Source organism: Kitasatospora sp. NPDC048715, from assembly GCF_043198905.1.
Lineage (GTDB): Bacteria > Actinomycetota > Actinomycetes > Streptomycetales > Streptomycetaceae > Kitasatospora > Kitasatospora lactacystinica.
This window is the reverse complement of sequence record NZ_JBICVH010000008.1, coordinates 251,125-276,251: the sequence shown is the minus strand read 5'-3', so window position 1 is coordinate 276,251 and position 25,127 is coordinate 251,125. Positions and strand designations below refer to the sequence as shown.

Annotated in this window: 1 protein-coding gene; it reads left to right on the top strand. The window is 76.2% G+C overall.

Annotated elements, in window-relative coordinates; translation table 11 throughout:
- Positions 1 to 253: 253 nt before the first annotated feature.
- Positions 254 to 25,126 carry a type I polyketide synthase gene (locus tag ACGFSC_RS17200; protein ID WP_392863546.1) on the top strand — a complete coding sequence of 8,291 codons (24,873 nt, stop codon included), beginning with the start codon at positions 254 to 256 and terminating at the stop codon, positions 25,124 to 25,126.
- Position 25,127: the final 1 nt, after the last annotated feature.

Sequence of the window (25,127 nt, the reverse complement as noted above, 5' to 3'; positions counted from 1 at the left end):
ACGGGACGGGAGCCGCGCCGCCCCGGCGGCGCGGATTTCCGGAGCGAATAACGGAGCGGGAACCGCGCGAATGCGGTTCCCGCTCCGACGGCGAACGGCCCGGAACGGCCCGTGCCATCTGATGTCCTTTTTTCTGGGGTCGGCTAGGGGTATCGCGCGGGGATTCTCTCCCTAGGATGCGAAACGCTGCGGTCTCACGGGTAATCGGTACCGGCTGCGGTCCACCGCCGGCCGGGAGTAGGGGTTGATCAGCGTGGGGGAAGAGCAAAAGTATCTCGAATACCTGAAGCGGGTGACGGCCGATCTCCGGCGCACACGTCGTCAGCTCCAGGTGGCGGAGATGCGCGAGCGCGAGCCCATCGCGATCGTCGCGATGGCCTGCCGTTACCCGGGCGGCGTGAGCTCGCCGGCCGACCTGTGGCGGCTGGTGACCCGCGGCGGTGACGCCATCACCGGTTTCCCCGAGGACCGCGGCTGGCCGGCCGGGTCCGGCTACGCCGACGAGGGCGGATTCGTCGACGGGGTCGCCGAGTTCGACGCCGCGCTGTTCGGCATCTCCCCGCGCGAGGCGCTGGCCATGGACCCGCAGCAGCGGCTGCTGCTGGAATCCGCCTGGGAGGTCGTGGAACGGGCCGGGATCGACCCGCGCTCGCTCTCCGGCAACCGGGTCGGCGTCTTCGTCGGCGCCTCCGCCTCCGGCTACGCCGAGGGCGCCCACTCCCTGCCCGAGGGCGCCGCCACCCACCTGGCCATCGGCAACGCGGCCAGCGTGGTGTCCGGCCGGGTCGCGTACGCGCTGGGCCTGGAGGGCCCGGCCGTCACCGTCGACACGGCCTGCTCCTCCTCCCTGGTCGCCCTGCACCTGGCCGTCCACGCGCTGCGCGCGGGCGACTGCGAGCTGGCGCTGGCCGGCGGCGTCACGGTGATGTCCTCGCCGAGCGTCTTCGCGGAGTTCAGCCGCCTCGACGGCCTGGCCGGCAACGGGCGCTGCAAGGCCTTCGCCGAGGGCGCCGACGGCACCGGCTGGGGCGAGGGCGTCGGCCTGCTGATGGTCGAACGGCTCTCCGACGCCCAGCGGCTGGGGCACCCGGTGCTCGCCGTGGTGCGCGGCAGCGCCGTCAACCAGGACGGTGCCTCCAACGGCCTCACGGCCCCCAACGGCCCGTCCCAGCAGCGGGTGATCCGTCAGGCGCTGGCCGGCGCGGGGCTCTCCCCGGCCGACGTGGACGCGGTCGAGGCGCACGGCACCGGCACCCGGCTCGGCGACCCGATCGAGGCCCAGGCCCTGCTCGCCACGTACGGGCGGGAGCGTGCCGAGGGCGGTCCGCTGTGGCTGGGCTCGGTCAAGTCCAACATCGGGCACACCCAGGCCGCGGCCGGCGTGGCCGGTGTGATCAAGATGGTGCAGGCGATCCACCACGGCGTGCTGCCGGCCACCCTGCACGTGGACGCGCCCACCCCGCACGTGGACTGGAGCGAGGGCGGCGTCGAGCTGCTCACCGAGGCCCGGTCGTGGCCGGAGACCGACCACCCCCGCCGGGCCGGCGTCTCCTCGTTCGGCATCAGCGGCACCAACGCGCACGTGATCATCGAGGCGGCGCCCGCGCCCGCCGAGCCGCAGGCCGAGGGCGGGGGCGAGGCCGGGCCGGACGCCGAGGCCGAGCCGACCGCCCGGGCCGCCCAGGTCTCCCAGGCCGACCCGGCCCCTTCGGCACCCGCGCCCGCCGCCGGCCGGCCGCCGCTGTGGCCGCTCTCCGGCAAGGGCGCGGCCGGGCTGCGCGCCCAGGCAAGCCGACTGCGCGCCCACCTCGCCGAGACCGAGGCGCCCGACCCCGTCGACCTCGCCTGGTCGCTCGCCACCACCCGCGCGGGCCTGGACCACCGCGCGGTGGTCCTCGGCGACCTCCTCCCGGGCCTGGACGCGCTCGCCGGGGGCGACCCGGCCGCGGCGGTGACCGGCGTGGTGGGCGAGGGCCGCTGCGCCTTCCTGTTCACCGGCCAGGGCTCGCAGCGCGCGGCGATGGGCCGCGGGCTGTACGAGGCCTTCCCCGCCTTCGCCGAGGCCTTCGACGCCGTCTGCGCCGAACTGGACCGCCACCTCGACGGATCGGTCAAGGACGCGGTCTTCACCGGCCGCGGCCTCGACCTGACGATGTGGACCCAGGCCGGCCTGTTCGCCGTCGAGGTCGCGGGCTTCCGGCTGCTCGAATCCTGGGGCGTGGCCCCCGACTTCCTGCTCGGCCACTCCGTCGGCGAACTCGCCGCGGCGCACTGCGCGGGCGTCCTCACGCTCGCGGACGCCTGCGCCGTGGTGGCCGCGCGCGGCCGGCTGATGCAGGCGCTGCCGTCCGGCGGCGCGATGCTCGCCGTCCGGGCCACCGAGGCCGAGGCCGTCGAGGCGATCGCCGGACGCGCCGACGTCGCGGCGGTCAACGGGCCGTCCTCGGTCGTGGTCTCCGGCACCGCGGAGGTGATCGACGAACTGGCCGCCCGCTGGGCGGCCGAGGGCCGCAGGACGAGCCGGCTGACGGTCTCGCACGCCTTCCACTCCGCCCTGATGGAGCCGATGCTCGCGGACTTCCGCGCGGTGCTGGAGACGGTCACCTTCGCCCGCCCCCGGATCGCGATCGTCTCCAACCTGACCGGAGCCGTCGCCGCGCCCGACCTGCTCACCACCCCGGAGTACTGGGTGCGGCACGTGCGCGAGGCCGTCCGGTTCGCCGACGGCGCCGCCTGCCTGGCCGCCCGGGGCGTGACCCGCTTCGTCGAGCTCGGCCCGGACGGCGTGCTCTGCGGGATGGCCCAACAGGCCGGTGCCGAGGGCGTGTTCGCCCCGTTGCTGCGTCGCGACCGGGACGACGCCGAGTCGGCGCTGACCGCACTGGCCCGGATCTGGACGGCCGGCGTCGAGGTCGACTGGCGCACCGTGCTGCCCGAGGGCCGCCGGGTGGAGCTGCCGACGTACGCCTTCCAGCGCGAGCGCTACTGGCCGCAGAGCATGGCGGCGCCGGTCGGCCCGCCGCGCGAGGCCTCGGACCAGGACGTCCGGTTCTGGGCGGCGGTGGAGCGCGCGGACCTCACCGAGCTGGCCACCACCCTGAAGCTGGAGGAGGCCCCCGGCCTGCTGGACGAGGTGGTCCCCGCGCTGGCCGCCTGGCGGCGCTCCCAGCGGCAGGAGTCGACCGTCGACTCGTGGCGCTACCAGGTCACCTGGAAGCCGCTGACGGGCCTCGGCGACACCGCCCCGCTCACCGGCGACTGGCTGCTGTCCGCCGACCCCGAGGACGGGCGGGCGGAGGCCGTCGAGCAGGCCCTGCGGGCCGCCGGCGCCACCGTCCTGCGCTGCGCCCCCGGGGCGTGGCCGACGGCCGGCCCGGCCGGCCTGGCCGGCGTGGTCGCGCTGCCGGCCGGCGCCGACCCGGCCGCCGAGGCGCTGGCGACCGTCCAGGGCCTCGGCGAGGCGGGCATCGACGCACCGCTGTGGCTGCTCACCTCCGGCGCCGTCTCGGTGGGCCGGTTCGACCCGCCGAGCGACCCGTCGGCGGCCCGGGTGTGGGGGCTCGGCCGCGTCGCCGCCCTGGAACTCCCGGACCGCTGGGGCGGGTTGATCGACCTTCCGGCCACCCTGGACGCCCGGGCCGGCGCCCGGCTCGCCGCGGTGCTGGCCGGCGCCACGGGCGAGGACCAGGTCGCCGTGCGCGGCTCCGCCGGCTACGGACGCCGGCTGACCCGCCCGGAGCCGGCCCGGACCGCCGAACGGCCGTGGACCCCCTCGGGCACGGTGCTGGTCACCGGCGGCACCGGCGCCCTGGGCGCGGCCGTCGCCCGCTGGCTGGCCGAACGCGGAGCGCCGCACCTGCTGCTGCTCGCCCGGCGCGGCGCCGCCGCACCGGGCGCCGAGGACCTGGTCGCCGAGCTGACCGCCACCGGCACCCGGGTGACCGTCGAGGCCTGCGACGTCGCGGACCGGGAGGCGCTGGCCGCGGTGCTCGCGCGGATCCCGGCCGACCTCCCGCTGACCGGCGTGGTGCACGCCGCCGGCGTCGCGGCGCACGGCCCGATCGAGGAGCTGCGCCCCGCCGACCTGGCCGCCGTCGTCGACGGCAAGGCGGCCGGCGCCGCACACCTCGACGAACTCACCGACGGCCTGGACCTGTTCGTCACCTTCTCCTCGATCGCGGCGACCTGGGGCAGCGGCGGCCAGGCCGCCTACGCGGCCGGCAACGCCCACCTGGACGCGCTGGTCGACAACCGCCGCAGCCGCGGCCTGTCCGGCACCTCGATCGCCTGGGGCCCCTGGGCCGAGGCCGGGATGGCCGCCCGCGGCGAGGCGGCCGACTTCCTGCGCCGCCGCGGGCTGAACGCGCTCGACCCGGCCCTCGCCGTCCGCGCCCTGGCGCGGGCCGTGGACCACGGCGAGGGCTGCGTGACCGTCGCCGACGTCGACTGGGGGCTGTTCGCCCCGGCCTTCACCCTGGGCCGCCCCAGCCCGCTGCTGGCCGACCTGCCCGAGGCGGCGCCGCCGGTCGAGGGGGAGGGCTCCGACTTCGAGCTGGGCACCGCGCTGCGGCAGCGGCTCACCGCCGGGCCCGCCGGTCAGCGCCACCAGGTGCTGGTGGACCTGGTCCGGGAGCGCGCGGCCGCCGTGCTGGGCCACCGCACCGCCGAGGCGGTCGACCCCGAGCAGGTCTTCCGCGACCTCGGCTTCGACTCGCTGACCGCCGTCGAACTGCGCAACCTGCTGAACGCGGAGACCGGCCTCCGGCTGCCCGCCACCCTGGTCTTCGACCACCCGACGCCGACCGCCCTGGCCGCGTACCTGCTCGGCGAACTGTTCGACGAGCCGGACGCGCCGGCGGCGCCCACCCGTGCCGCGGCCGCCGTCGCCGCCGACGACGACCCGGTCGTGATCGTCGGCATGAGCTGCCGCTACCCCGGCGGGGTGGAGTCCCCCGACGACCTGTGGCGGCTGGTGTCCGAGGGCGAGGACGGCGTCACCGGCTTCCCCGCCGACCGCGGTTGGGACCTCGCCGACGACGAGGGCTCGTACGCCCGGCAGGGCGGCTTCGTCGCCGGGGCGACCGGCTTCGACGCGGCGCTGTTCGGCATCTCCCCGCGCGAGGCGCTGGCCATGGACCCCCAGCAGCGGCTGCTGCTGGAGGCCGCCTGGGAGGTCCTCGAATCGGCCGGGCTGGACCCGCGCTCCGTCCAGGGCGCGCAGATCGGCGTGTTCGCCGGAGCGTCCAACTCCGGCTACGGCACCGGCGGCCTCGGGCTGGCGGGCGCCGAGGGGCACCTGCTGTCCGGCACCGCCAACAGCGTCATCTCCGGCCGGGTCGCGTACACCTTCGGCCTCGAAGGGCCCGCCGTCACCGTCGACACCGCCTGCTCCTCCTCGCTGGTCGCCCTGCACCTGGCCGTGCAGGCGGTGCAGCGCGGCGAGTGCGAGCAGGCCCTGGCCGGCGGCGTCACGGTGATGGTCTCCCCGGCGGCCTTCGGCGAGTTCGACCGCCAGGGCGGGCTCTCCTCGACCGGACGCTGCCGCTCCTACGCGGGCGCCGCCGACGGAACGGGCTGGGGCGAGGGCGTCGGCCTGCTGCTGGTCGAGCGGCTCTCCACCGCCCGGCGCGAGGGCCACCGCGTGCACGCGGTGATCCGGGGCAGCGCGGTCAACCAGGACGGCGCCTCCAACGGCCTCACCGCGCCCAACGGCCCCGCGCAGCAGCGGGTGATCCGGCAGGCGCTGGTCAACGCGGGCCTGTCCACCCGGGACGTCGACCTGGTCGAGGGCCACGGCACCGGCACGGTGCTGGGCGACCCGATCGAGGTCCAGGCGCTGCTGGCCACGTACGGTCAGGGACGGCCGGAGGACGGCCCGCTGCTGCTCGGCTCGATCAAGTCCAACATCGGCCACACCCAGGCCGCCGCGGGCGCGGCCGGCGTGATCAAGATGGTGCAGGCACTGCGCCACGGGATCATGCCCGCCACCCTGCACGTGGACGAGCCCAGCCCGCAGGTGGACTGGTCGCGCGGCGCGGTGGAACTGCTCACCGAGGCCCGGTCCTGGCCCGAGCTGGACCGGCCGCGCCGGGCCGCCGTCTCCTCCTTCGGCATCAGCGGCACCAACGCCCACGTCATCATCGAGCAGCCCCCGGCCGTCGAGGCCGAGCGGGCCCCGACCCCCGCGCTCGCGCTGCTGCCGCTCTCCGCCCACACCCGGGACGGCCTGCGGGCCCAGGCGCAGCGGCTGCGCACCTTCCTCGCCGACTCGGACGCCGACCCGCGCGACACCGGTCACGCGCTCGCCACCACCCGTGCCGCGCTGGAGCACCGCGCGGTGCTGGTCGGCGACGACCGGACGGAACTCCTCGGCCGGCTGGCCGACTTCGACGGCACGACGGCCGCCACCGCGGTCCCCGGCGGCACCGCGTTCCTGTTCACCGGCCAGGGGGCCCAGCGGGCCGGCATGGCCGAGGAGCTGTACGCGCGCTTCCCGGTGTTCGCCGACGCCTTCGACGCGGTCTGCGCCGAACTGGACCCGGCGCTGGACCGGCCGGTCCGCGAGGTGGCGGCCGACGGCGTGGACCTGAACCTGACCGGCTACGCCCAGACCGCCCTGTTCGCGGTCGAGGTCGCCACCTTCCGGCTGCTCGAATCCTGGGGCGTGGTGCCGAACCTGCTGCTCGGGCACTCGATCGGCGAGGTCGCGGCGGCGCACTGCGCCGGGGTGTTCTCGCTGGCGGACGCCTGCCGGCTGGTCGCGGCCCGGGCCCGGCTGATGCAGGCGCTGCCGGGCGGCGGCGCGATGCTCGCGGTGCGGGCCGAGGAGGCGGAGGTCCGCGAGGTCCTGGCCGGCCGGGCCGACGTCGCCGCGGTCAACGGGCCCGCCGACCTGGTGGTCTCCGGCGACGCGGCGGTGATCGACGAACTCGCCGCCCGCTGGCGGGCCGAGGGGCGCCGGACCGCGCGGCTGGCGGTCTCGCACGCGTTCCACTCGGCGCTGATGGAGCCGATGCTCGCGGACTTCCGCGCGGTGCTGGAGACGATCGCCTTCGAGGCGCCGCGGATCGCGATCGTCTCCAACCTGACCGGCGCCCTCGCGGACGCCGACACCCTGGGCACGCCGGACTACTGGGTGCGCCACGTCCGGGAGACCGTCCGGTTCGCCGACGGCGTGGCCTGCCTGCGCGAGCACGGCGTCCGCAGGTTCATCGAGCTGGGGCCGGACGGCGTGCTCTGCGGCATGGCCCAACTGACCGTCACCGACGGGGTGTTCGTACCGATGCAGCGTCGGGACCGGACCGGCGCGGAGGCGGTCGCGGAGACCGTCGGCGCGCTGTGGACGGCCGGCGTCGCGCTGGACTGGCAGGCCGTGCTGGGCGGCGGCCGGCGGGTCGAGCTGCCGACGTACGCCTTCCAGCGCGAGCGGTACTGGCCCGAGCCGGGCCCCGTCCCCGCGCCCGCCAACGGCGCCGTGGACGCCCTGGACGCCCGGTTCTGGGACGCGGTCGAGCGCGCGGACCTGGGCGAGCTGGCGAGCACCCTCGCCGTCGATTCGGCGGGCGAGCTGGAGCCGCTGCTGCCCGTGCTGTCCTCCTGGCGCCGCCGTCGCCGGGCCGACGCCGTCGTCAACTCCTGGCGCTACCGCGTCACCTGGAAGCCGGTCACGGACGGGCTCGGCGCGGGCGCGCTCACCGGAACGTGGCTGGTCGTACTGCCGGACGGGGCTGACGGCGCGGGCGAGGCGGCCGGGCTGCCCGCGGCGCTGCGGGCCGCCGGGGCCGAGCTGGTCGAGCTCCGCTGCGACCCGGTGGCCGAGGGCCGGGCGGCGCTGGCCGGACGGCTCGCGGAACTGCCCGCCGAGTACGCGGGCGTGCTGTCGCTGACCGCGCTCGGCCCGGACGGGCTGACCGCCTCGGTGGTCCTGCTCCAGGCGCTCGGCGACGCCGCGATCGGCGCGCCGCTCTGGACCGTCACCAGCGGCGCGGTGTCGGTGGGCGGCTCCGACCCGCTGCGCGATCCGCTCCAGGCCCAGGTGTGGGGTGCCGGGCGGGTCGCCGCGCTGGAGCACCCGGACCGCTGGGGCGGGCTGGTCGACGTCCCCGCCGCCGTGGACGGCCGGGTCGCCGCCCGGCTGGCCTCGGTGCTCACCGGCGGCCAGGGCCTGGACCAGGTCGCCGTGCGCCCCGCCGGGGTCTACTCCCGCCGACTGGTCCGGGCGGCCGCCGAGGACGTCCCGGCCGAGCCGTGGACCCCCTCGGGCACGGTGCTGGTGACCGGTGGCACCGGGGCGCTGGGCGCGGAGGTGGCGCGCTGGCTGGCAGGTCGGGGCGTTCCCCATCTGGTGCTGACCAGTCGTCGCGGTTCGGCTGCCGAGGGCGTGGACGCGCTGGTGGCCGAGCTGGCCGGGCTGGGTGCCCGGGTGACGGTCGCCGCCTGCGACGCCGCCGACCGGGCGGCGCTGGCGGCCGTGCTCGACGCGATCCCGGCCGAGCTCCCGCTGACCGGCGTGGTGCACGCGGCCGGCGTCGCCGAGACCGCACCGCTGGACTGGACCGGCCCCGCCGACGTGCGCTCCTCCACCGGTGGCAAGGTCACCGGCGCGGCGCACCTGGACGAGCTCACCGCCGGGCTGGACCTGGAACTGTTCGTCACCTTCTCCTCCATCGCGGGCGTCTGGGGCAGCGGCGGGCAGGGGCTCTACGCCGCCGCCAACGCCTACCTGGACGCGCTGGTCCAGCAGCGGCGCTCGCGCGGCCTGGCGGGCCTCTCGGTGGCCTGGGGCCCCTGGGCCGAGGCCGGGATGGCGGTGCGCGGCGAGGCGGAGGACTTCCTGCGCAAGCGCGGACTGCCCGCCCTGGACCCGAAGCTGGCCGTCACCGCGCTCGCCGCGGCGGTGGACCGGCGGGAGACCTGCGTGGTGGTCGCGGACGTGGACTGGGAGCGGTTCGCCCCGGCGTTCACCTCCAGCCGCCCCAGCCCGCTGCTGGCCGACCTGCCCGAGGCCGCCCAGCGGCCGGCCGCGGAGGAGTCCGCCGCCGAGGGCGGCACCGCCCTGGTGCGCCGGCTCGCGGCGGCCCCGGTCCCGCAGCGGGGCCGGATCCTGCTGGACCTGGTGCGGGCGCGGGCCGCCACGGTGCTCGGACACGGCACCGCCGAGGCCGTCGGAGCGGACCGGGCCTTCCGGGACCTGGGCTTCACCTCGCTGACCGCGGTGGAACTGCGCAACGCCCTGGGCACCGAGACGGGCCTGGCACTGCCGGCCACCCTGGTCTTCGACCACCCGACCCCGAGCGAGCTGGCCGAGCACCTGGCCGGTGAACTGCTCGACGACCTGGACGGCCCGGACGGCCCGGACACCGCTCCGGAGGCGGTCCGGGTCGACGGCGGGGCCGCTCCCGGCACCGACGACCCGATCGTGATCGTCGGGATGAGCTGCCGCTACCCCGGCGGCATCGCCTCCCCGAACGAGCTGTGGGAGCTGGTCGCCACCGGCGCCGACGGCATCTCCGGCTTCCCCGTCGACCGCGGTTGGGCGTTCGCGGACGCCGAGGACTCGTACGCCCGGCAGGGCGGCTTCGTCGCCGGGGCGACCCGCTTCGACGCCGGGCTGTTCGGCATCTCGCCGCGCGAGGCGCTGGCGATGGACCCGCAGCAGCGGCTGCTGCTGGAAGCCGCCTGGGAGGCCTTCGAGTCCGCCGAGCTGGACCCGCGCTCGGTGCGCGGCCGGCAGATCGGTGTCTTCGTCGGAGCCTCCTCCTCCGGCTACGGCGGGGGCGGCGCGCACGGCTTCGAGGGAGCCGAGGGGCACCTGCTCTCCGGCACCGCCAACAGCGTGATCTCGGGCCGGGTCGCCTACTCCTTCGGCCTGGAGGGGCCAGCGGTGACGGTGGACACCGCCTGCTCGTCGTCCCTGGTGGCACTCCACCTGGCGGCCCAGGCGGTGCAGCGCGGCGAGTGCGCGATGGCGCTCGCGGGCGGTGTCACGGTGATGGTCTCGCCGGCCACCTTCGGCGAGTTCGACCGCCAGGGCGGGCTCGCCTCGGACGGCCGTTGCAAGGCCTTCGCGGCCGCGGCGGACGGTACGGGCTGGGGCGAGGGCGTCGGCGTGCTGCTGGTCGAGCGGCTGTCGGACGCCCGGCGGCTCGGGCACCGGGTGCTGGCGCGGGTGCGCGGCAGCGCCGTCAACCAGGACGGCGCGTCCAACGGTCTGACCGCGCCCAACGGTCCCGCGCAGGAGCGGGTGATCCGCCAGGCCCTGGCCACCGCCGGACTGACCACCGCCGAGGTGGACGTGGTCGAGGCGCACGGCACCGGTACCCGCCTCGGCGACCCGATCGAGGCACAGGCGCTGCTGGCCACCTACGGTCAGGGGCGGCCGGAGGGCAGCCCGCTGCTGCTGGGCTCGATCAAGTCCAACATCGGGCACACCCAGGCCGCCGCCGGCGTCGCCGGGATCATCAAGATGGTCATGGCGATGCGTCACGGCGTCCTCCCGGCCACGCTGCACGTGGACGAGCCCACCCCGCACGTCGACTGGTCGGCGGGCGCGGTGGAACTGCTGACGCGGGCCCGGCCGTGGCCGGAGGACGGTCGGCCGCGCCGTGCGGGCGTGTCCTCCTTCGGCATCAGCGGCACCAACGCCCACGTCATCATCGAGGCCGTGCCGAGCCCCGCCCCGGCCGAGCGGACGGCGGCGGCGCCGCCGGTGGTCCCCTGGCTGCTGTCGGGCAGGACCGAACCCGCCCTGCGGGCCCAGGCCGAGCGGCTCGCGGCCTTCCTCGGCTCCGGCGACGGGGCCGACGGGCGGCCGCAGCCGGACCCGGCCGACGTCGGCCACGCCCTGCTCGGCCGGGCCGCGCTCGCCCACCGCGCGGTGGTGCTCGGAGCGGACGCGGCGGACCTCGCCGAGGGGCTCGACACCGTGACGACGGGCACCCCGTCGGCGCACGTGGTCGCCGGTGCGGCGGTCGAAGGCCAGACGGCGTTCCTGTTCACCGGTCAGGGTGCGCAGCGGGTCGGCATGGGCCGGGGGCTGTACGAGGCGTTCCCCGCCTTCGCGGAGGCCTTCGACGCGGTCTGCGCGGAGCTGGACCTGCTGCTGGACCGGCCGGTCGGGGACGTGGTGTTCGACGGTGTCGAGGATCTGGACCGGACGGTGTGGGCGCAGGCCGGGCTGTTCGCGGTCGAGGTCGCCTCCTTCCGGTTGCTCGAATCCTGGGGCGTGACGCCCGACTTCCTGCTCGGGCACTCGATCGGCGAGATCGCCGCGGCGCACTGCGCCGACGTTTTCTCGCTGGCCGACGCGTGCGCCCTGGTGGCGGCACGTGGCCGGCTGATGGACGCGCTGCCGAGCGGCGGCGCGATGCTGGCGGTCGAGGCCGCCGAGGCCGAGGTCCGTGACGCGATCGGCGGCCGCCTGGACGTCGCGGCCGTCAACGGCCCGACCTCGGTGGTGGTTTCCGGTTCGGTCGAGGCGGTGGAGGAGTTCGCCGCCCGGTGGAAGACCGAGGGGCGCCGGATTCGCCGGCTGACCGTCTCGCACGCCTTCCACTCGGCGCTGATGGAGCCGATGCTCGCTGAATTCGCTTCCGTGCTGGCCGGGTTGACCTTCGCCGAGCCGCGCGTTCCGATCGTGTCGAACCTGACCGGCGGGATCGCCGGGCCCGGTCTGCTCACCACCCCCGACTACTGGGTGCGCCAGGTCCGTGAGGCGGTCCGCTTCGCCGACGGCGTCGAGGCCCTGCAGCGCGAGGGCGTGACCCGCTTCGTGGAGCTGGGCCCGGACGGGGTGCTCTGCGGAGCCGCCCAACAGTCCGCGCCCGACGGGGTGTTCGCCCCCGTCGCCCGCCGCGACCGGGAGGACGTGGACACCGCGCTGCGCGCGCTGGCCCGGCTCTGGACGGCCGGCGCGGACGTCGACTGGCGGGCCGTGCTGCCGGCCGGCCGACGGCTCGAACTGCCGACGTACGCCTTCCAGCGCGAGCGCTACTGGCCGGAGGCGGTCCCGCCGGCCGGCGACCCGGGCACGGTCGGCCTGGAGCCGGTCGGCCACCCGCTGCTCAGCGCTGCGGTTCAACTGGCCGGTGACAACGGCCTGCTGCTGACCGGACGGCTGTCGGTGGCCACGCACCCGTGGCTGGCCGACCACGTCATCCTGGACCGGGTGGTGGTGCCCGGCGCCGCGCTGGTCGAGATGGTCTGGGCGGCCGGCCGCCGGGCCGGCTCCCCGGCGATCCGGGAGCTGGTCCTGCGCACGCCCCTGGTGCTGCCCGAGCGCGCCGGGGTGCAGATCCAGGTGAGCGTGAGCGCCGCCGGCGAGACCGGTGAGCGCACCGTCGAGGTCTACTCGCGGCCCGAGGGCACCGGCGACGCCGTCTGGATCAGCCACGCGGCCGGACTCCTGGCCGACGAGGCCGCCGCTGCCGACGCCGGACCGGACCTCACTGTCTGGCCGCCGGCCGGTGCCACGGCGGTGCCGTTGGAGGGTTTCTACGAGGCTCTGGCCGAGGTCGGGTACGGCTACGGTCCGGTGTTCCGGGGTCTGGGTGCGGCCTGGCGGGTGGGTGGGACCGTCTACGCGGAGGTCGCGCTGCCCGAGGCGGCGGCGGGTGAGGCGGGCGGTTTCGGTCTGCACCCGGCGCTGCTGGACGCGGCACTGCACGCGGTCGGGCTCTCCCCGGCCGCCCAGGCCGGGGGCACCCGGCTGCCGTTCGCCTGGACGAGTGCCCGCCTGGACGCGGTGGGTGCCTCGGTGCTCCGGGTGCGGGTCGAGGGTACGGCGGACGGCGTGTCGCTGCTCCTCGCCGACGGCGTGGGCGAGCCCGTCGCGACCGTCGCATCGCTCGCCATGCGGGAGGTTTCGGCGGAGGCGCTTCGGCCGGTCGGTGAGGGTGGGCCGGAGGCGTTGTTCGCGGTGGACTGGGTTCCGGTGCCGGTTCCGGCGGGTCCGGAGGGTGCGGGTTCGTCGGAGTGGGTGGCGATCGGTGAGGTCGCCGGTGTGCGGGGGTTCGTCGATGTGGCGGGCCTGGTGGGGGAGTTGGAGGCCGGTGGGCTGGCGGTGCCGCCGGTGGTGGTGCTGCCGGTGCCGGTCGAGGGCGATGTGTATGCGTTGACGGCCCGGGTGCTGGGTGTGGTGCAGGAGTGGTTGGCGGAGGAGCGTTTCGGCTCTTCGCGCCTGGTGGTGCTGACGCGTGGGGCGGTTGCGGTTCCTGCCGCTGGTGGGGCTGATCCGGTGCAGGCGGCGGTGTGGGGTCTGTTGCGTTCGGCGCAGACGGAGAACCCGGACCGGATCGTGCTGGTGGATCTGGATCCGGATGTGGATCCGCTGGTCGGTTCGGTGGAGTTGTGGCCGGCGGTGGTCGTCGGTGGTGAGCCGCAGGTGGCGATCCGGGGTGGCGAGGTGTCGGTGCCGCGTCTGGTGCGGGCCTCTTCCCTGCAACTGGCGGAGACTCCGGTGGAGTTGGATGCCGGTGGCACGGTGCTGATCACGGGTGGTACGGGGACGCTGGGCGGGCTGTTGGCCCGGCACCTGGCGGCCGTGCACGGTGTGCGGCATCTGACCCTGTTGAGCCGTCGTGGCGCGGACAGTCCGGCGGTGAGCGAACTGCTCGCCGATTTGGGCGAGTTGGGTGCCGAGGCGGACGTGGTCGCGTGCGATGCGGCCGACCGTGCCGCTCTGTCCCGGGTGCTGGACGGTCTTTCCCGTCCGTTGGCGGGTGTGGTGCATGCGGCGGGTGTGCTGGACGACGGGGTGTTCGGCGCCCTGACGCCGGAGCGTCTGGCGGCGGTGCTGCGTCCGAAGGTGGACGCGGCGGTGAACCTGGACGAGTTGACGGCGGATCTGGAGCTGCCGTTGTTCGTGCTGTACTCGTCGGTGGCGGCGACGTTCGGTTCGGGTGGGCAGGCCAACTACGCGGCCGCGAACGCCTTCCTGGACGCGCTGGCGGCCCGTCGCACGGCCTCCGGCCGGGCGGGCCAGTCGTTGGCGTGGGGTCTGTGGGAGCAGGCCAGTGAGCTGACCGGTCATCTCTCCTCGGCACGCAGCGGTTCGGGACTGCCGACCGCGCAGGCCCTGGCCCTGTTCGACCGGGCGATCACCCTGCCCGTACCGCACCTCCTGCCGACGGTCCTGGACCTGGCCGCCGCGCAGGCCGTCTCCACCCATGGGGTGCCCCCGCTGCTGCGCGGTCTGGTCCGGCCGTCCGCCCGGCGGGCCGCCGACCGGGGCGCGGGCGCGGAGTCCGGACTGCTGGCCCGGCTGCGGCCGCTGCCGGCCGAGGATCGGCGCGCGCAGCTGCTGGAGCTGGTCCGAAGCAGCGCGGCCACCGTGCTCGGCCACGGTGCCACGGACGCGGTCGGCCCCCGGCACGCGTTCCGGGAGCTCGGCTTCGACTCGCTGACCGCCGTGGAGCTGCGCAACGGGCTGAACGCCGTCACCGGGCTGCGGTTGCCGGTGACCCTGGTCTTCGACTACCCGACCCCGGCCGTGCTGGCCGAGCACCTCGACGAGCTGCTCTTCGAGCGGGCCGCCTCCGTGGCGCCGTTCGTCGAGACGGCCGTAGACACCGGCGAGCCCATCGCGATCATCGGCATGAGCTGCCGCTTCCCCGGCGGCGCGGACAACCCCGAGCGGCTCTGGCGACTGCTGGCCGAGGGCTTCGACGGCGTGACCGCTTTCCCGGCCGACCGCGGCTGGGAGATCGAGGTCGCCGACGCCACCTACACGCCGCGCGGCGGCTTCCTGCACGACGCCGCCGACTTCGACGCCGGGCTGTTCGGGATCTCGCCGCGCGAGGCGCTGGCGATGGACCCGCAGCAGCGGCTGCTGCTGGAGGCCTCCTGGGAGGCCTTCGAGGCCGCCGGCCTCGACCCGCTGTCCATGCACCGCTCCTCCACCGGCGTCCTGGTCGGCGCCTCGGCGTTCGGCTACGGCGCCGGGATGGACCTGCCGGAGTCGGAGGGGCACCTGATGACGGGTGCCGCCACCAGCATCCTCTCCGGCCGCGTCTCGTACGTGTTCGGCCTGGAGGGCCCGGCCGTCACCGTGGACACCGCCTGCTCCTCCTCCCTGGTGGCGATGCACTGGGCGATCCAGGCGCTGCAGCGCGGCGAGTGCGCGATGGCACTGACCGGCGGTGTGACCGTGATGTCCACCCCGGGGGTGTTCGCCGAGTTCGACCGGCAGGACGGCCTGGCCTCGGACGGACGCTGCAAGGCGTTCTCCGCCGGGGCCGACGGCACCGTCTGGTCCGAGGGCGTCGGCGTGCTGGTGCTCCAGCGCCTGTCCGACGCCCGTCGGGACGGGCACCGGGTGCTCGCGGTGATCCGCGGCAGCGCGGTCAACCAGGACGGCGCCTCCAACGGGCTCACCGCGCCCAACGGCCCCTCCCAGGAACGGGTGATCCGGCAGGCGCTGGCCTCCGCGCGGCTCGCCCCGTCCGAGGTGGACGTGGTGGAGGCGCACGGCACCGGCACTCCGCTCGGCGACCCGATCGAGGCCCAGGCGCTGCTGGCGACCTACGGCCAGGACCGGCCGGCCGACCGGCCGTTGTGGCTGGGCTCGATCAAGTCCAACATCGGGCACACCCAGTCGGCGGCCGGTGTGGCGGGCGTGATCAAGATGGTGCAGGCGATGCGCCACGGCGTCCTCCCGGCCACGTTGCACGTGGACGAGCCGACCTCGCACGTGGACTGGTCGGCGGGCGCGGTGGAACTGCTGACCGAGGCCCGGCCGTGGCCGGAGGCGGACCGTCCGCGCCGCGCGGGCGTGTCCTCCTTCGGCATCAGCGGCACCAACGCCCACGTCATCCTGGAGCAGGGCGACCCGTCGCCCGCACCGGAACCGGTGGAGAACGGCGGCCCGGTGCTCTGGCCGGTGTCCGCGAAGAGCCCGGAGGGGCTGCGCGGACAGGCGGCGAGGCTGGCCGAGTTCGCGGCGACCGGGCCCGACCCGGCGGCCGCGGGACACGCGCTGGCCGTCACCCGGGCGGCGCTGGAACACCGCGCGGTGGCCGTCGGTGACACGGCTGCCGCGATCGGGGCAGGCCTGACCGCGCTGGTCGAGGGCCGGCCCGGCGAGGGCGTGGTCTCGGGTACGGCCGTCGAGGGGCGGACGGCGTTCCTGTTCACGGGTCAGGGTGCGCAGCGGGTCGGCATGGGCCGGGGGCTGTACGAGGCGTTCCCGGTGTTCGCCGAGGTCTTTGACGCGGTCTGCGCGGAGCTGGACGCGAGGCTCGGGCGGTCGGTGCGCGAGGTCGTCCTCGACGGCGTTGAGGATCTGGACCGTACGGTGTGGGCGCAGGCCGGGCTGTTCGCGGTCGAGGTGGCGTCGTTCCGGTTGCTGGAGTCCTGGGGCGTGACACCCGACTTCCTGCTCGGGCACTCGATCGGCGAGATCGCCGCCGCCCAGGTGGCGGGCGTGTTCTCGCTGGCGGACGCGTGCGCCCTGGTGGCGGCACGTGGCCGGCTGATGGACGCGCTGCCCGAGGGCGGGGCGATGCTCGCCGTGCAGGCCACCGAGGCCGAGGTGCGGGCGGAGATCGGTGACCGCCTGGACGTGGCGGCCGTCAACGGCCCGACCTCCCTCGTGGTCTCCGGCCCCGGCGAGGTGGTCGAGGAGTTCGCGGCCCGCTGGAAGGTCGAGGGCCGCAAGACCAGCCGGCTGACGGTCTCGCACGCCTTCCACTCGGCGCTGATGGAGCCGATGCTCGCCGAATTCGCTTCCGTGCTCGGCGGGTTGGCCTTCGCCGAGCCGCGCATCCCGATCGTCTCCAACCTGACCGGCGGGATCGCCGAACCCGGCCTGCTCACCACCCCCGACTACTGGCTGCGCCAGGTCCGTGAGGCGGTTCGCTTCGCCGACGGCGTCGACACCGTTCGTCGCCAGGGCGTCACCCGCTACGTCGAGCTGGGCCCGGACGCGGTGCTGAGCGGCCTGGCCGGACAGGCGGTAGCCGAGGCCGTGTTCGCGCCGCTGCTGCGCCGTGAGCGGGAGGAGTCGGGCACGGCGCTGACCGCCCTGGCCCGGCTCTGGACGGCCGGCGCGGACGTCGACTGGCCGGCCGTGCTGCCGGCCGGCCGACGGCTCGAACTGCCGACGTACGCCTTCCAGCGCGAGCGCTACTGGCCGCGCCCGGCCGTTCGGTCCGGAGACGCCGGTTCGGTCGGCCAGCTGTCGGCCGGCCACCCGATGCTCGGCGCTGCGGTTCAACTGGCCGGAGACAACGGCCTGTTGCTGACCGGAAGGCTGTCGCTCGCCACCCACCCGTGGCTCGCGGACCACGCTGTCCAGGGCCAGCCGCTGGTGCCGGGGACGGCCTTCGTGGACATGGCGCTGCGCGCGGGCGAGCAGATCGACCGCCCGGTCCTGGAGGAGCTGGTGCTCCAGGCGCCGCTGCCGCTGCCCGAGCAGGGCGGCGTGCACCTCCAGGTACGGGTGGCGGCCCCGGGCGAGGAGGGCGACTGCCGGGTGGAGATCCACGCCCGGCCGGACGCCGGCGGGACCGCGCCGTGGATCTGCCACGCGGTGGGAACCCTGACCGCACAGGAGCGGGCGCCGGAGTTCGATCTGGCCGCCTGGCCGCCGGCCGGTGCCACGGCGGTGCCGCTGGAGGGTTTCTACGAGGCTCTGGCCGAGGTCGGGTACGGCTACGGTCCGGTGTTCCGGGGTCTGGGTGCGGCCTGGCGGGTGGGTGGGACCGTCTACGCGGAGGTCGCGCTGCCCGAGGAGGCGGCGGGTGAGGCGGGTGGTTTCGGCCTGCACCCGGCGCTGCTGGACGCGGCGCTGCACGTCAGCGGCCTGGTCGAGGCCGAGGGCGGGGCGACGCGACTGCCCTTCGCCTGGACCGGCGTCCAGTTGCACGCCGTCGGAGCGTCCGCGCTGCGTGTCGCGGTGAGTCCGGCGGCCGACGGTGTGGCGATCCTGGCCGCCGACGAACTCGGTGCTCCCGTCGCGTCCGTGGGCTCCCTGGTACTGCGGGAGGTTTCGGCGGAGGCGCTTCGGCCGGTCGGTGAGGGTGGGCCGGAGGCGTTGTTCGCGGTGGACTGGGTGCCGGTGCCGGTTCCGGCGGGTCCGGAGGGTGCGGGTTCGTCGGAGTGGGTGGCGATCGGTGAGGTCGCCGGTGTGCGGGGGTTCGTCGATGTGGCGGGCCTGGTAGGGGAGTTGGAGGCCGGTGGGTTGGCGGTGCCGCCGGTGGTGGTGCTGCCGGTGCCGGTCGAGGGCGATGTGTATGCGTTGACGGTCCGGGTGCTGGGTGTGGTGCAGGAGTGGCTGGCGGAGGAGCGTTTCGGCTCTTCGCGCCTGGTGGTGCTGACGCGTGGGGCGGTTGCGGTTCCTGCCGCTGGTGGGGCCGATCCGGTGCAGGCGGCGGTGTGGGGTCTGTTGCGTTCGGCGCAGACGGAGAACCCGGACCGGATCGTGCTGGTGGATCTGGATCCGGATCCGGCGGATGGTTCGGTGGAGTTGTGGTCGGCGGTGGTCGTCGGTGGTGAGCCGCAGGCGGCGATCCGGGGTGGCGAGGTGTCGGTGCCGCGTCTGGTGCGGGCCTCTTCCCTGCAACTGGCGGAGACTCCGGTGGAGTTGGATGCCGGTGGCACGGTGCTGATCACGGGTGGTACGGGGACGCTGGGCGGGCTGTTGGCCCGGCACCTGGCGGCCGTGCACGGTGTGCGGCATCTGACCCTGTTGAGCCGTCGTGGCGCGGACAGTCCGGCCGTGAGCGAACTGCTCGCCGATTTGGGCGAGTTGGGTGCCGAGGCGGACGTGGTCGCGTGCGATGCGGCCGACCGTGCCGCTCTGTCCCGGGTGCTGGACGGTCTTTCCCGTCCGTTGGCGGGTGTGGTGCATGCGGCGGGTGTGCTGGACGACGGGGTGTTCGGCGCCCTGACGCCGGAGCGTCTGGCGGCGGTGCTGCGTCCGAAGGTGGACGCGGCGGTGAACCTGGACGAGTTGACGGCGGATCTGGAGCTGCCGTTGTTCGTGCTGTACTCGTCGGTGGCGGCGACGTTCGGTTCGGGTGGGCAGGCCAACTACGCGGCCGCGAACGCCTTCCTGGACGCGCTGGCGGCCCGTCGCACGGCCTCCGGCCGGGCCGGCCAGTCGCTGGCGTGGGGTCTGTGGGAGCAGGCCAGTGAGCTGACCGGTCATCTCTCCTCGGCACGCAGCGGTTCGGGACTGCCGACCGCGCAGGCCCTGGCCCTGTTCGACCGGGCGATCACCCTGCCCGTACCGCACCTCCTGCCGGTGACCCTCGACCTCCGGGCGCCCCGGACGGGCGGGATCCCCCCGCTGTTCCGCACCCTGGTGCGGGCCCCGAGGAGCCGCGCCGCCGAGCGCGGTGCCGGCGGCCGGGCCGCGGTGCTGGAGCAGCTGCGGGGCCTGGACGCCGAGCAGCGCCGTGCCCGACTGCTGGACCTGGTGCGGGCCCATGTGGCGACCGTGCTCGGCCACGCCGGGGTGGACGCGGTCGGTGCGAAGCAGGCCTTCAAGGACCTCGGGCTGGACTCGCTGACCGCCGTGGAGCTGCGCAACGGACTGAACGCCGCGACCGGGCTGCGGCTGCCCGCGACCCTGGTCTTCGACTACCCGACCCCGGACGCGCTGGCCGACCACCTCGCCGAGGCGCTGTCCGAGCGGGTGGCGCAGGCCCCCGCCCCGACCGCGCCCGTCCTCGCCGCGAACGCCGACGAGCCGATCGCGATCGTCGGCATGAGCTGCCGCTACCCCGGGGGCGCCAACGACCCCGAGCAGCTGTGGCGACTGCTGGCCGAGGGCTTCGACGGGGTGACCCCGTTCCCGGCCGACCGCGGCTGGCGGGTCGGGGACGCGTCCTACGCCCCGCGCGGCGGCTTCCTGGACGACGTCGCGGGCTTCGACGCCGAGCTGTTCGGGATCTCGCCGCGCGAGGCCCTGGTGATGGACCCGCAGCAGCGCATCCTGCTGGAGGCCTCCTGGGAGGCCTTCGAGGCCGCCGGCCTGGTCGCCCCGGAGCTGCGCGGCTCCCCGACCGGTGTGTTCGTCGGGGCGTACGCCTCGACCTACGGTGTGGGCGCCCAGCTCCCGCCCGGCGCGGAGGGCTACCTGCTGACCGGGACCTCGATGAGCGTGGTCTCCGGCCGGGTGGCGTACACCTTCGGCCTGGAGGGCCCGGCCGTCACGGTGGACACCGCGTGCTCCTCCTCCCTGGTGGCGATGCACCTGGCGGCGCAGGCGCTGCGGCGCGGCGAGTGCGAGCTGGCGCTGGCCGGCGGCGTGGCCGTCCTGGCCGGTCCGAACATCTTCGCCGAGTTCGACCGGCAGGGCGGACTGGCCTCCGACGGCCGGTGCAAGCCCTTCGCCTCGGCGGCGGACGGCACCACCTGGTCCGAGGGCGTCGGGGTGCTGGTGCTGGAGCGGCTCTCCGACGCGCTGCGCAACGGCCGTGAGATCCACGCGGTGATCCGCGGCAGCGCGGTCAACCAGGACGGCGCCTCCAACGGGCTCACCGCCCCCAACGGGCCGTCCCAGCAGCGGGTGATCCGGCAGGCGCTGGCCAACTCCCGGCTGCTCGCCGCCGAGGTGGACGCGGTCGAGGCGCACGGCACCGGCACCAGCCTGGGCGACCCGATCGAGGCCCAGGCGCTGCTGGCCACCTACGGCCAGGACCGGCCGGCCGACCGGCCGCTGTGGCTGGGCTCGATCAAGTCCAACATCGGCCACACCCAGGCCGCGGCCGGTGTGGCGGGCGTCATCAAGATGGTGCAGGCGATGCGCCGCGGTGTCCTGCCCGCCACCCTGCACGTGGACGAGCCGACCCATCACGTGGACTGGTCGGCCGGGGCGGTCGAGCTGCTGACCGAGGCGCGCCCCTGGCCCGAGGCCGACCGGCCGCGCCGGGCGGGCGTGTCCTCCTTCGGCATCAGCGGCACCAACGCGCACATCATCCTGGAGTCCGCCCCGAGCCCGGCCGGGCCGACCACCACGGGCCACGGCCCGATGGAGCCGATCGGCGCGGGCCGCGGCCCGGCGGGGCCGACGACCACGGGCGAGGGCCCGGTGGTGTGGCCGCTCTCCGGTGGGACCCAGGCCGCCCTGCGTGAGCAGGCGCGCTCCCTGCGCGCCCACCTCGCGGCGGCGCCCGCACCCCAACCGGCCGACGTGGCATGGTCGTTGGCCACCACCCGGGCCGAACTGGAGCACCGGGCCGTCGCCGTCGGACGGGACGGCGCGGACCTGCTGCGCCAGCTCGACCGGCTCGCGGCCGAGGAGGCGGCACCGGCGGCCGCGGGCGGCCCCGGGCGACTCGCCTTCCTCTTCACCGGGCAGGGCGCGCAGCGGGCCGGGATGGGCCGGGGGCTGTACGAGGCCTCCCCGGTGTTCGCGGAGGCGTTCGACGCGGCCTGCGCGGAGCTGGACCGGTGGCTCGACCGGCCGGTCAAGGACGTGGTCTTCGAGGGCGTAGACCTGGACCGGACGATGTGGGCGCAGGCCGGCCTGTTCGCCGTCGAGGTCGCCCTGTACCGCTGGGCGGAGTCCTGCGGCCTGGTCCCGGACTTCCTGCTGGGCCACTCGATCGGCGAGGTGGCCGCCGCCCATGCGGCGGGCGTGTTCTCGCTGGCCGACGCGTGCGCCCTGGTGGCCGCGCGCGGCCGGCTGATGCAGGCGCTGCCCGAGGGCGGCGCGATGCTCGCCGTGCAGGCCGCCGAGGCCGAGGTGCGTTCGGAGATCGGTGACCGGCTGGACGTCGCCGCCGTCAACGGCCCCACCTCGGTGGTGGTTTCGGGTCCGACGGAGGTGGTCGAGGAGTTCGCCGGGCGCTGGGCGGCCGAGGGCCGCCGGACGAGCCGGCTGACCGTCTCGCACGCGTTCCACTCGGCCCTGATGGAGCCGATGCTGGCCGAATTCACCGAGGTGCTGGCCGGGTTGACCTTCAACGATCCGCGGATCCCGATCGTCTCCAACCTGACCGGCGCGGTGGTCGACCCCGAGGAGATCCGGACGCCCGGGTACTGGGCCCGCCATGTGCGCGGCACCGTCCGGTTCGCCGACGGCATCGCGCACCTCTTCGGCCGGGGCGTCACCCGCCACCTGGAGCTCGGCCCGGACGGCGTGCTCTGCGGCATGGCCCAGCAGTCCGTCACCGAGGGCGTGTTCGTCCCGGCGCTGCGCCGCGGCGAATCCGACGAGGCCGGGACGGCGCTGCGCGCGCTCGGCCGGCTCTGGGCGGCCGGCGTCGAGGTCGACTGGCCGGCCGTGCTGCCGGCCGGACGCCGGGTGCCGCTGCCGACCTACGCCTTCCAGCGGACCAGGTTCTGGTTGGAGCCCGCCACCGGCGTGGGCGACGTGGGCGGCGTCGGCCAGAGCGCGGCGGACCACCCGCTGCTCGGCGCGACGGTCGCGCTGGCCGGCGGGGACGAGGTGCTGCTGACCGGAAGGCTGTCGCTCGCCACCCAGCCCTGGCTGGCGGACCACGCCGTCCTCGGCCGGGTGCTGGTGCCCGGGACGGCGTTCGTGGAGATGGCGCTGCGGGCCGGGGAGCAGGTCGGTTCGACGGTCCTGCGCGAGCTGCTCGTGCAGTCCGCGCTGCCCCTGCCGGCCACCGGCGGGGTGCAGGTCCAGGTGCGGGTGGCCGGCCCGGAGGAGAACGGCGACCGCCGGGTGGAGATCCACGCCCGGCCGGACGAGGGCGAGGCGCCGTGGGTGCGCCACGCGACCGGCGTCCTGGGCGCCGAGGGCGCGGCGCGGGAACACGGCCTCGCGGCGCAGCAGTACGACCTCGCGGCCTGGCCGCCGCCGGGCGCCGAACCACTGGCGCTGGACGGCTTCTACCCGGCCCTCGCCGAGGGCGGGTACGGCTACGGGCCGGCCTTCCAGGGGGTCCGGGCGGCCTGGCGCGAGGGCGCGACGGTCTACGCCGAGGTGGCGCTGCCCGAGGAGGCGGCCGCGGCCGCGCCCGGGTTCGGGCTGCACCCGGCGCTGCTGGACGCGGCGCTGCACGTGATCGGCTTCGTCGAGGCCGGCGGCCCGGTGCCCCGTGTGCCGTTCGCCTGGACCGGCGTCCGGCTGCACGCCACCGGCGCCACGGTGCTGCGCGTCGCGGTCACCCCGACCGAGGACGGCGTGCTGATCCGGACCGCCGACGGGATCGGCGCGCCGGTGGCCTCCGTCGACTCGCTGGTGCTCCGCGAGACCGCCGTCGAACAGCTGCCGGAGACCGGTCGACAGCCCGGTCGGGACTGGCTGTTCGCGGTCGACTGGACGCCCGTGCCGGCCCTGCCGCCGGTGGACGCCTCCGCGTGGTGGGTGCTCGCCGGGGACGGGACGCCGGCCGTGGCCGGGGTGCCGGGTGAGCGGATCGACTCGCTGGCGGGACTGCCCGCCGGGGCGCAGGCGCCCCCGGTGGTGGTGCTGCCCCTCGTGGCCCGTCCCGCCGCCGACACCGACACCGCCGCCGACACCGCCGCCGACACCGTCGGCGACGCGGGTGCCGCGCTCCGGGCGGCCTCCGGGACGCTGGCGACCGTCCAGCAGTGGCTCGCCGACGAGCGGTTCGACTCCTCCCGGCTGGTGGTGCTGACCTCCGGCGCCGTCGACCCGGCCGACCGGGTGCGCGACCTGCCCGGCGCGGCGGTCTGGGGCCTGCTGCGCTCGGCCCAGTCCGAGCACCCGGACCGGTTCGTCCTGGTCGACGCGGAACCCGGGGACGACGCCTGGCACCCGTACGCGACCGGTGCCGAACCGCAGCTGGCGGTCCGGGACGGGCGAGTGCTGGTGCCCCGTCTGGCCCGGGTGGCGGCCGGTGCCGCGGCGCCGGCCAACACCGCGGCGCGCCCCGGCACGGGAGCGCCGGCCGCGCCCGGGGGCACCGTCCTGGTCACCGGCGGCACCGGCGTGCTCGGCGGACTGGTGGCCCGCCACCTGGCCGCGGCGTACGGCGTGCGGCACCTGCTGCTGCTCAGCCGGCGCGGTGCGGACAGCCCCGGAGCCGCCGAACTGACGGCGGAACTGGCCGCACTCGGCGCTCGCGCCGAGGTGGTGGCCTGCGACGCCGCCGACCGCGACGCGCTGGCCCGGGTGCTCGCCGCGATCCCGGCGGAGCGCCCGCTGCGCGGGGTGGTGCACACCGCCGGCGTGCTGGACGACGGCGTGGTCGAGTCGCTGACGCCCGACCGGGTCGCCACCGTGTTCCGTCCCAAGGCCGACGCGGCCGTGCACCTGCACGAGCTGACCGCGGGGACGGACCTGGAGCTGTTCGTGCTGTTCTCCTCGGCGGCCGGCACCTTCGGCTCGCCCGGCCAGGCGAACTACGCGGCGGCCAACTCCTTCCTGGACGCCCTCGCGGCGCGGCGCCGGGCGCTCGGGCTGCCGGGCCTCTCGCTCGCCTGGGGCGTCTGGGCGGAGGCCAGCGCGATGACCGGGCACCTCGGCGACCGGGCCGCCCGGCTCGGCGACGGGCTGACCGCGGAACAGGGCCTCGCGCTCCTGGACGCGGCGCTGGCCACCGACCGCGCCCACCTGGTGCCGGTCCGGCTCGACCTGCCGGCCCGGCCGGGCACCGCCGACAGCGCCGTCCCGGCCCTGCTGCGCGGACTGCTGCCCGGCGGCCCGCGCCGGGCGAGCGCGGCCGCCGACGGCCCCTCGCTGCCGCGGCAGCTGGCCGGCCGCACCCCCGCCGAGCAGGCCCGGATGGTCCTGGACGCCGTCCGGGCGGACGTCGCGCAGGTCCTCGGGCACGCCACGGCGGAGGCCGTCGCGCCCGACCGGGGCTTCGTCGACCTCGGCTTCGACTCGCTCACCGCGGTCGAACTGCGCAACCGGCTGTCCGCCCGGACCGGGCTGCGGCTGCCCGCGACGCTGGTGTTCGACCAGCCGTCGGCCGCCCGGGTCGCCGAGTACCTGACCGGGCGGATCGCCCCGCCGCGCACCTCGGCCGCCTCGCTCACCGACCGGGTGGAGCGGATCGGGGCCGAGCTGGCGGAGGCGGCCGAGGCGGAGCGGATCACGGTGGTCCGGCGCCTCCAGGCGCTGCTGGCCCGCTTCGAGGACGGCGCTCCCGCGGCCGGGTCGCCGGACGTGGTGGCCGGTCTGGACACCGCCACCGACGACGACCTCTTCGACTTCATCGACAAGGAACTGGGCGCCTCGTGAC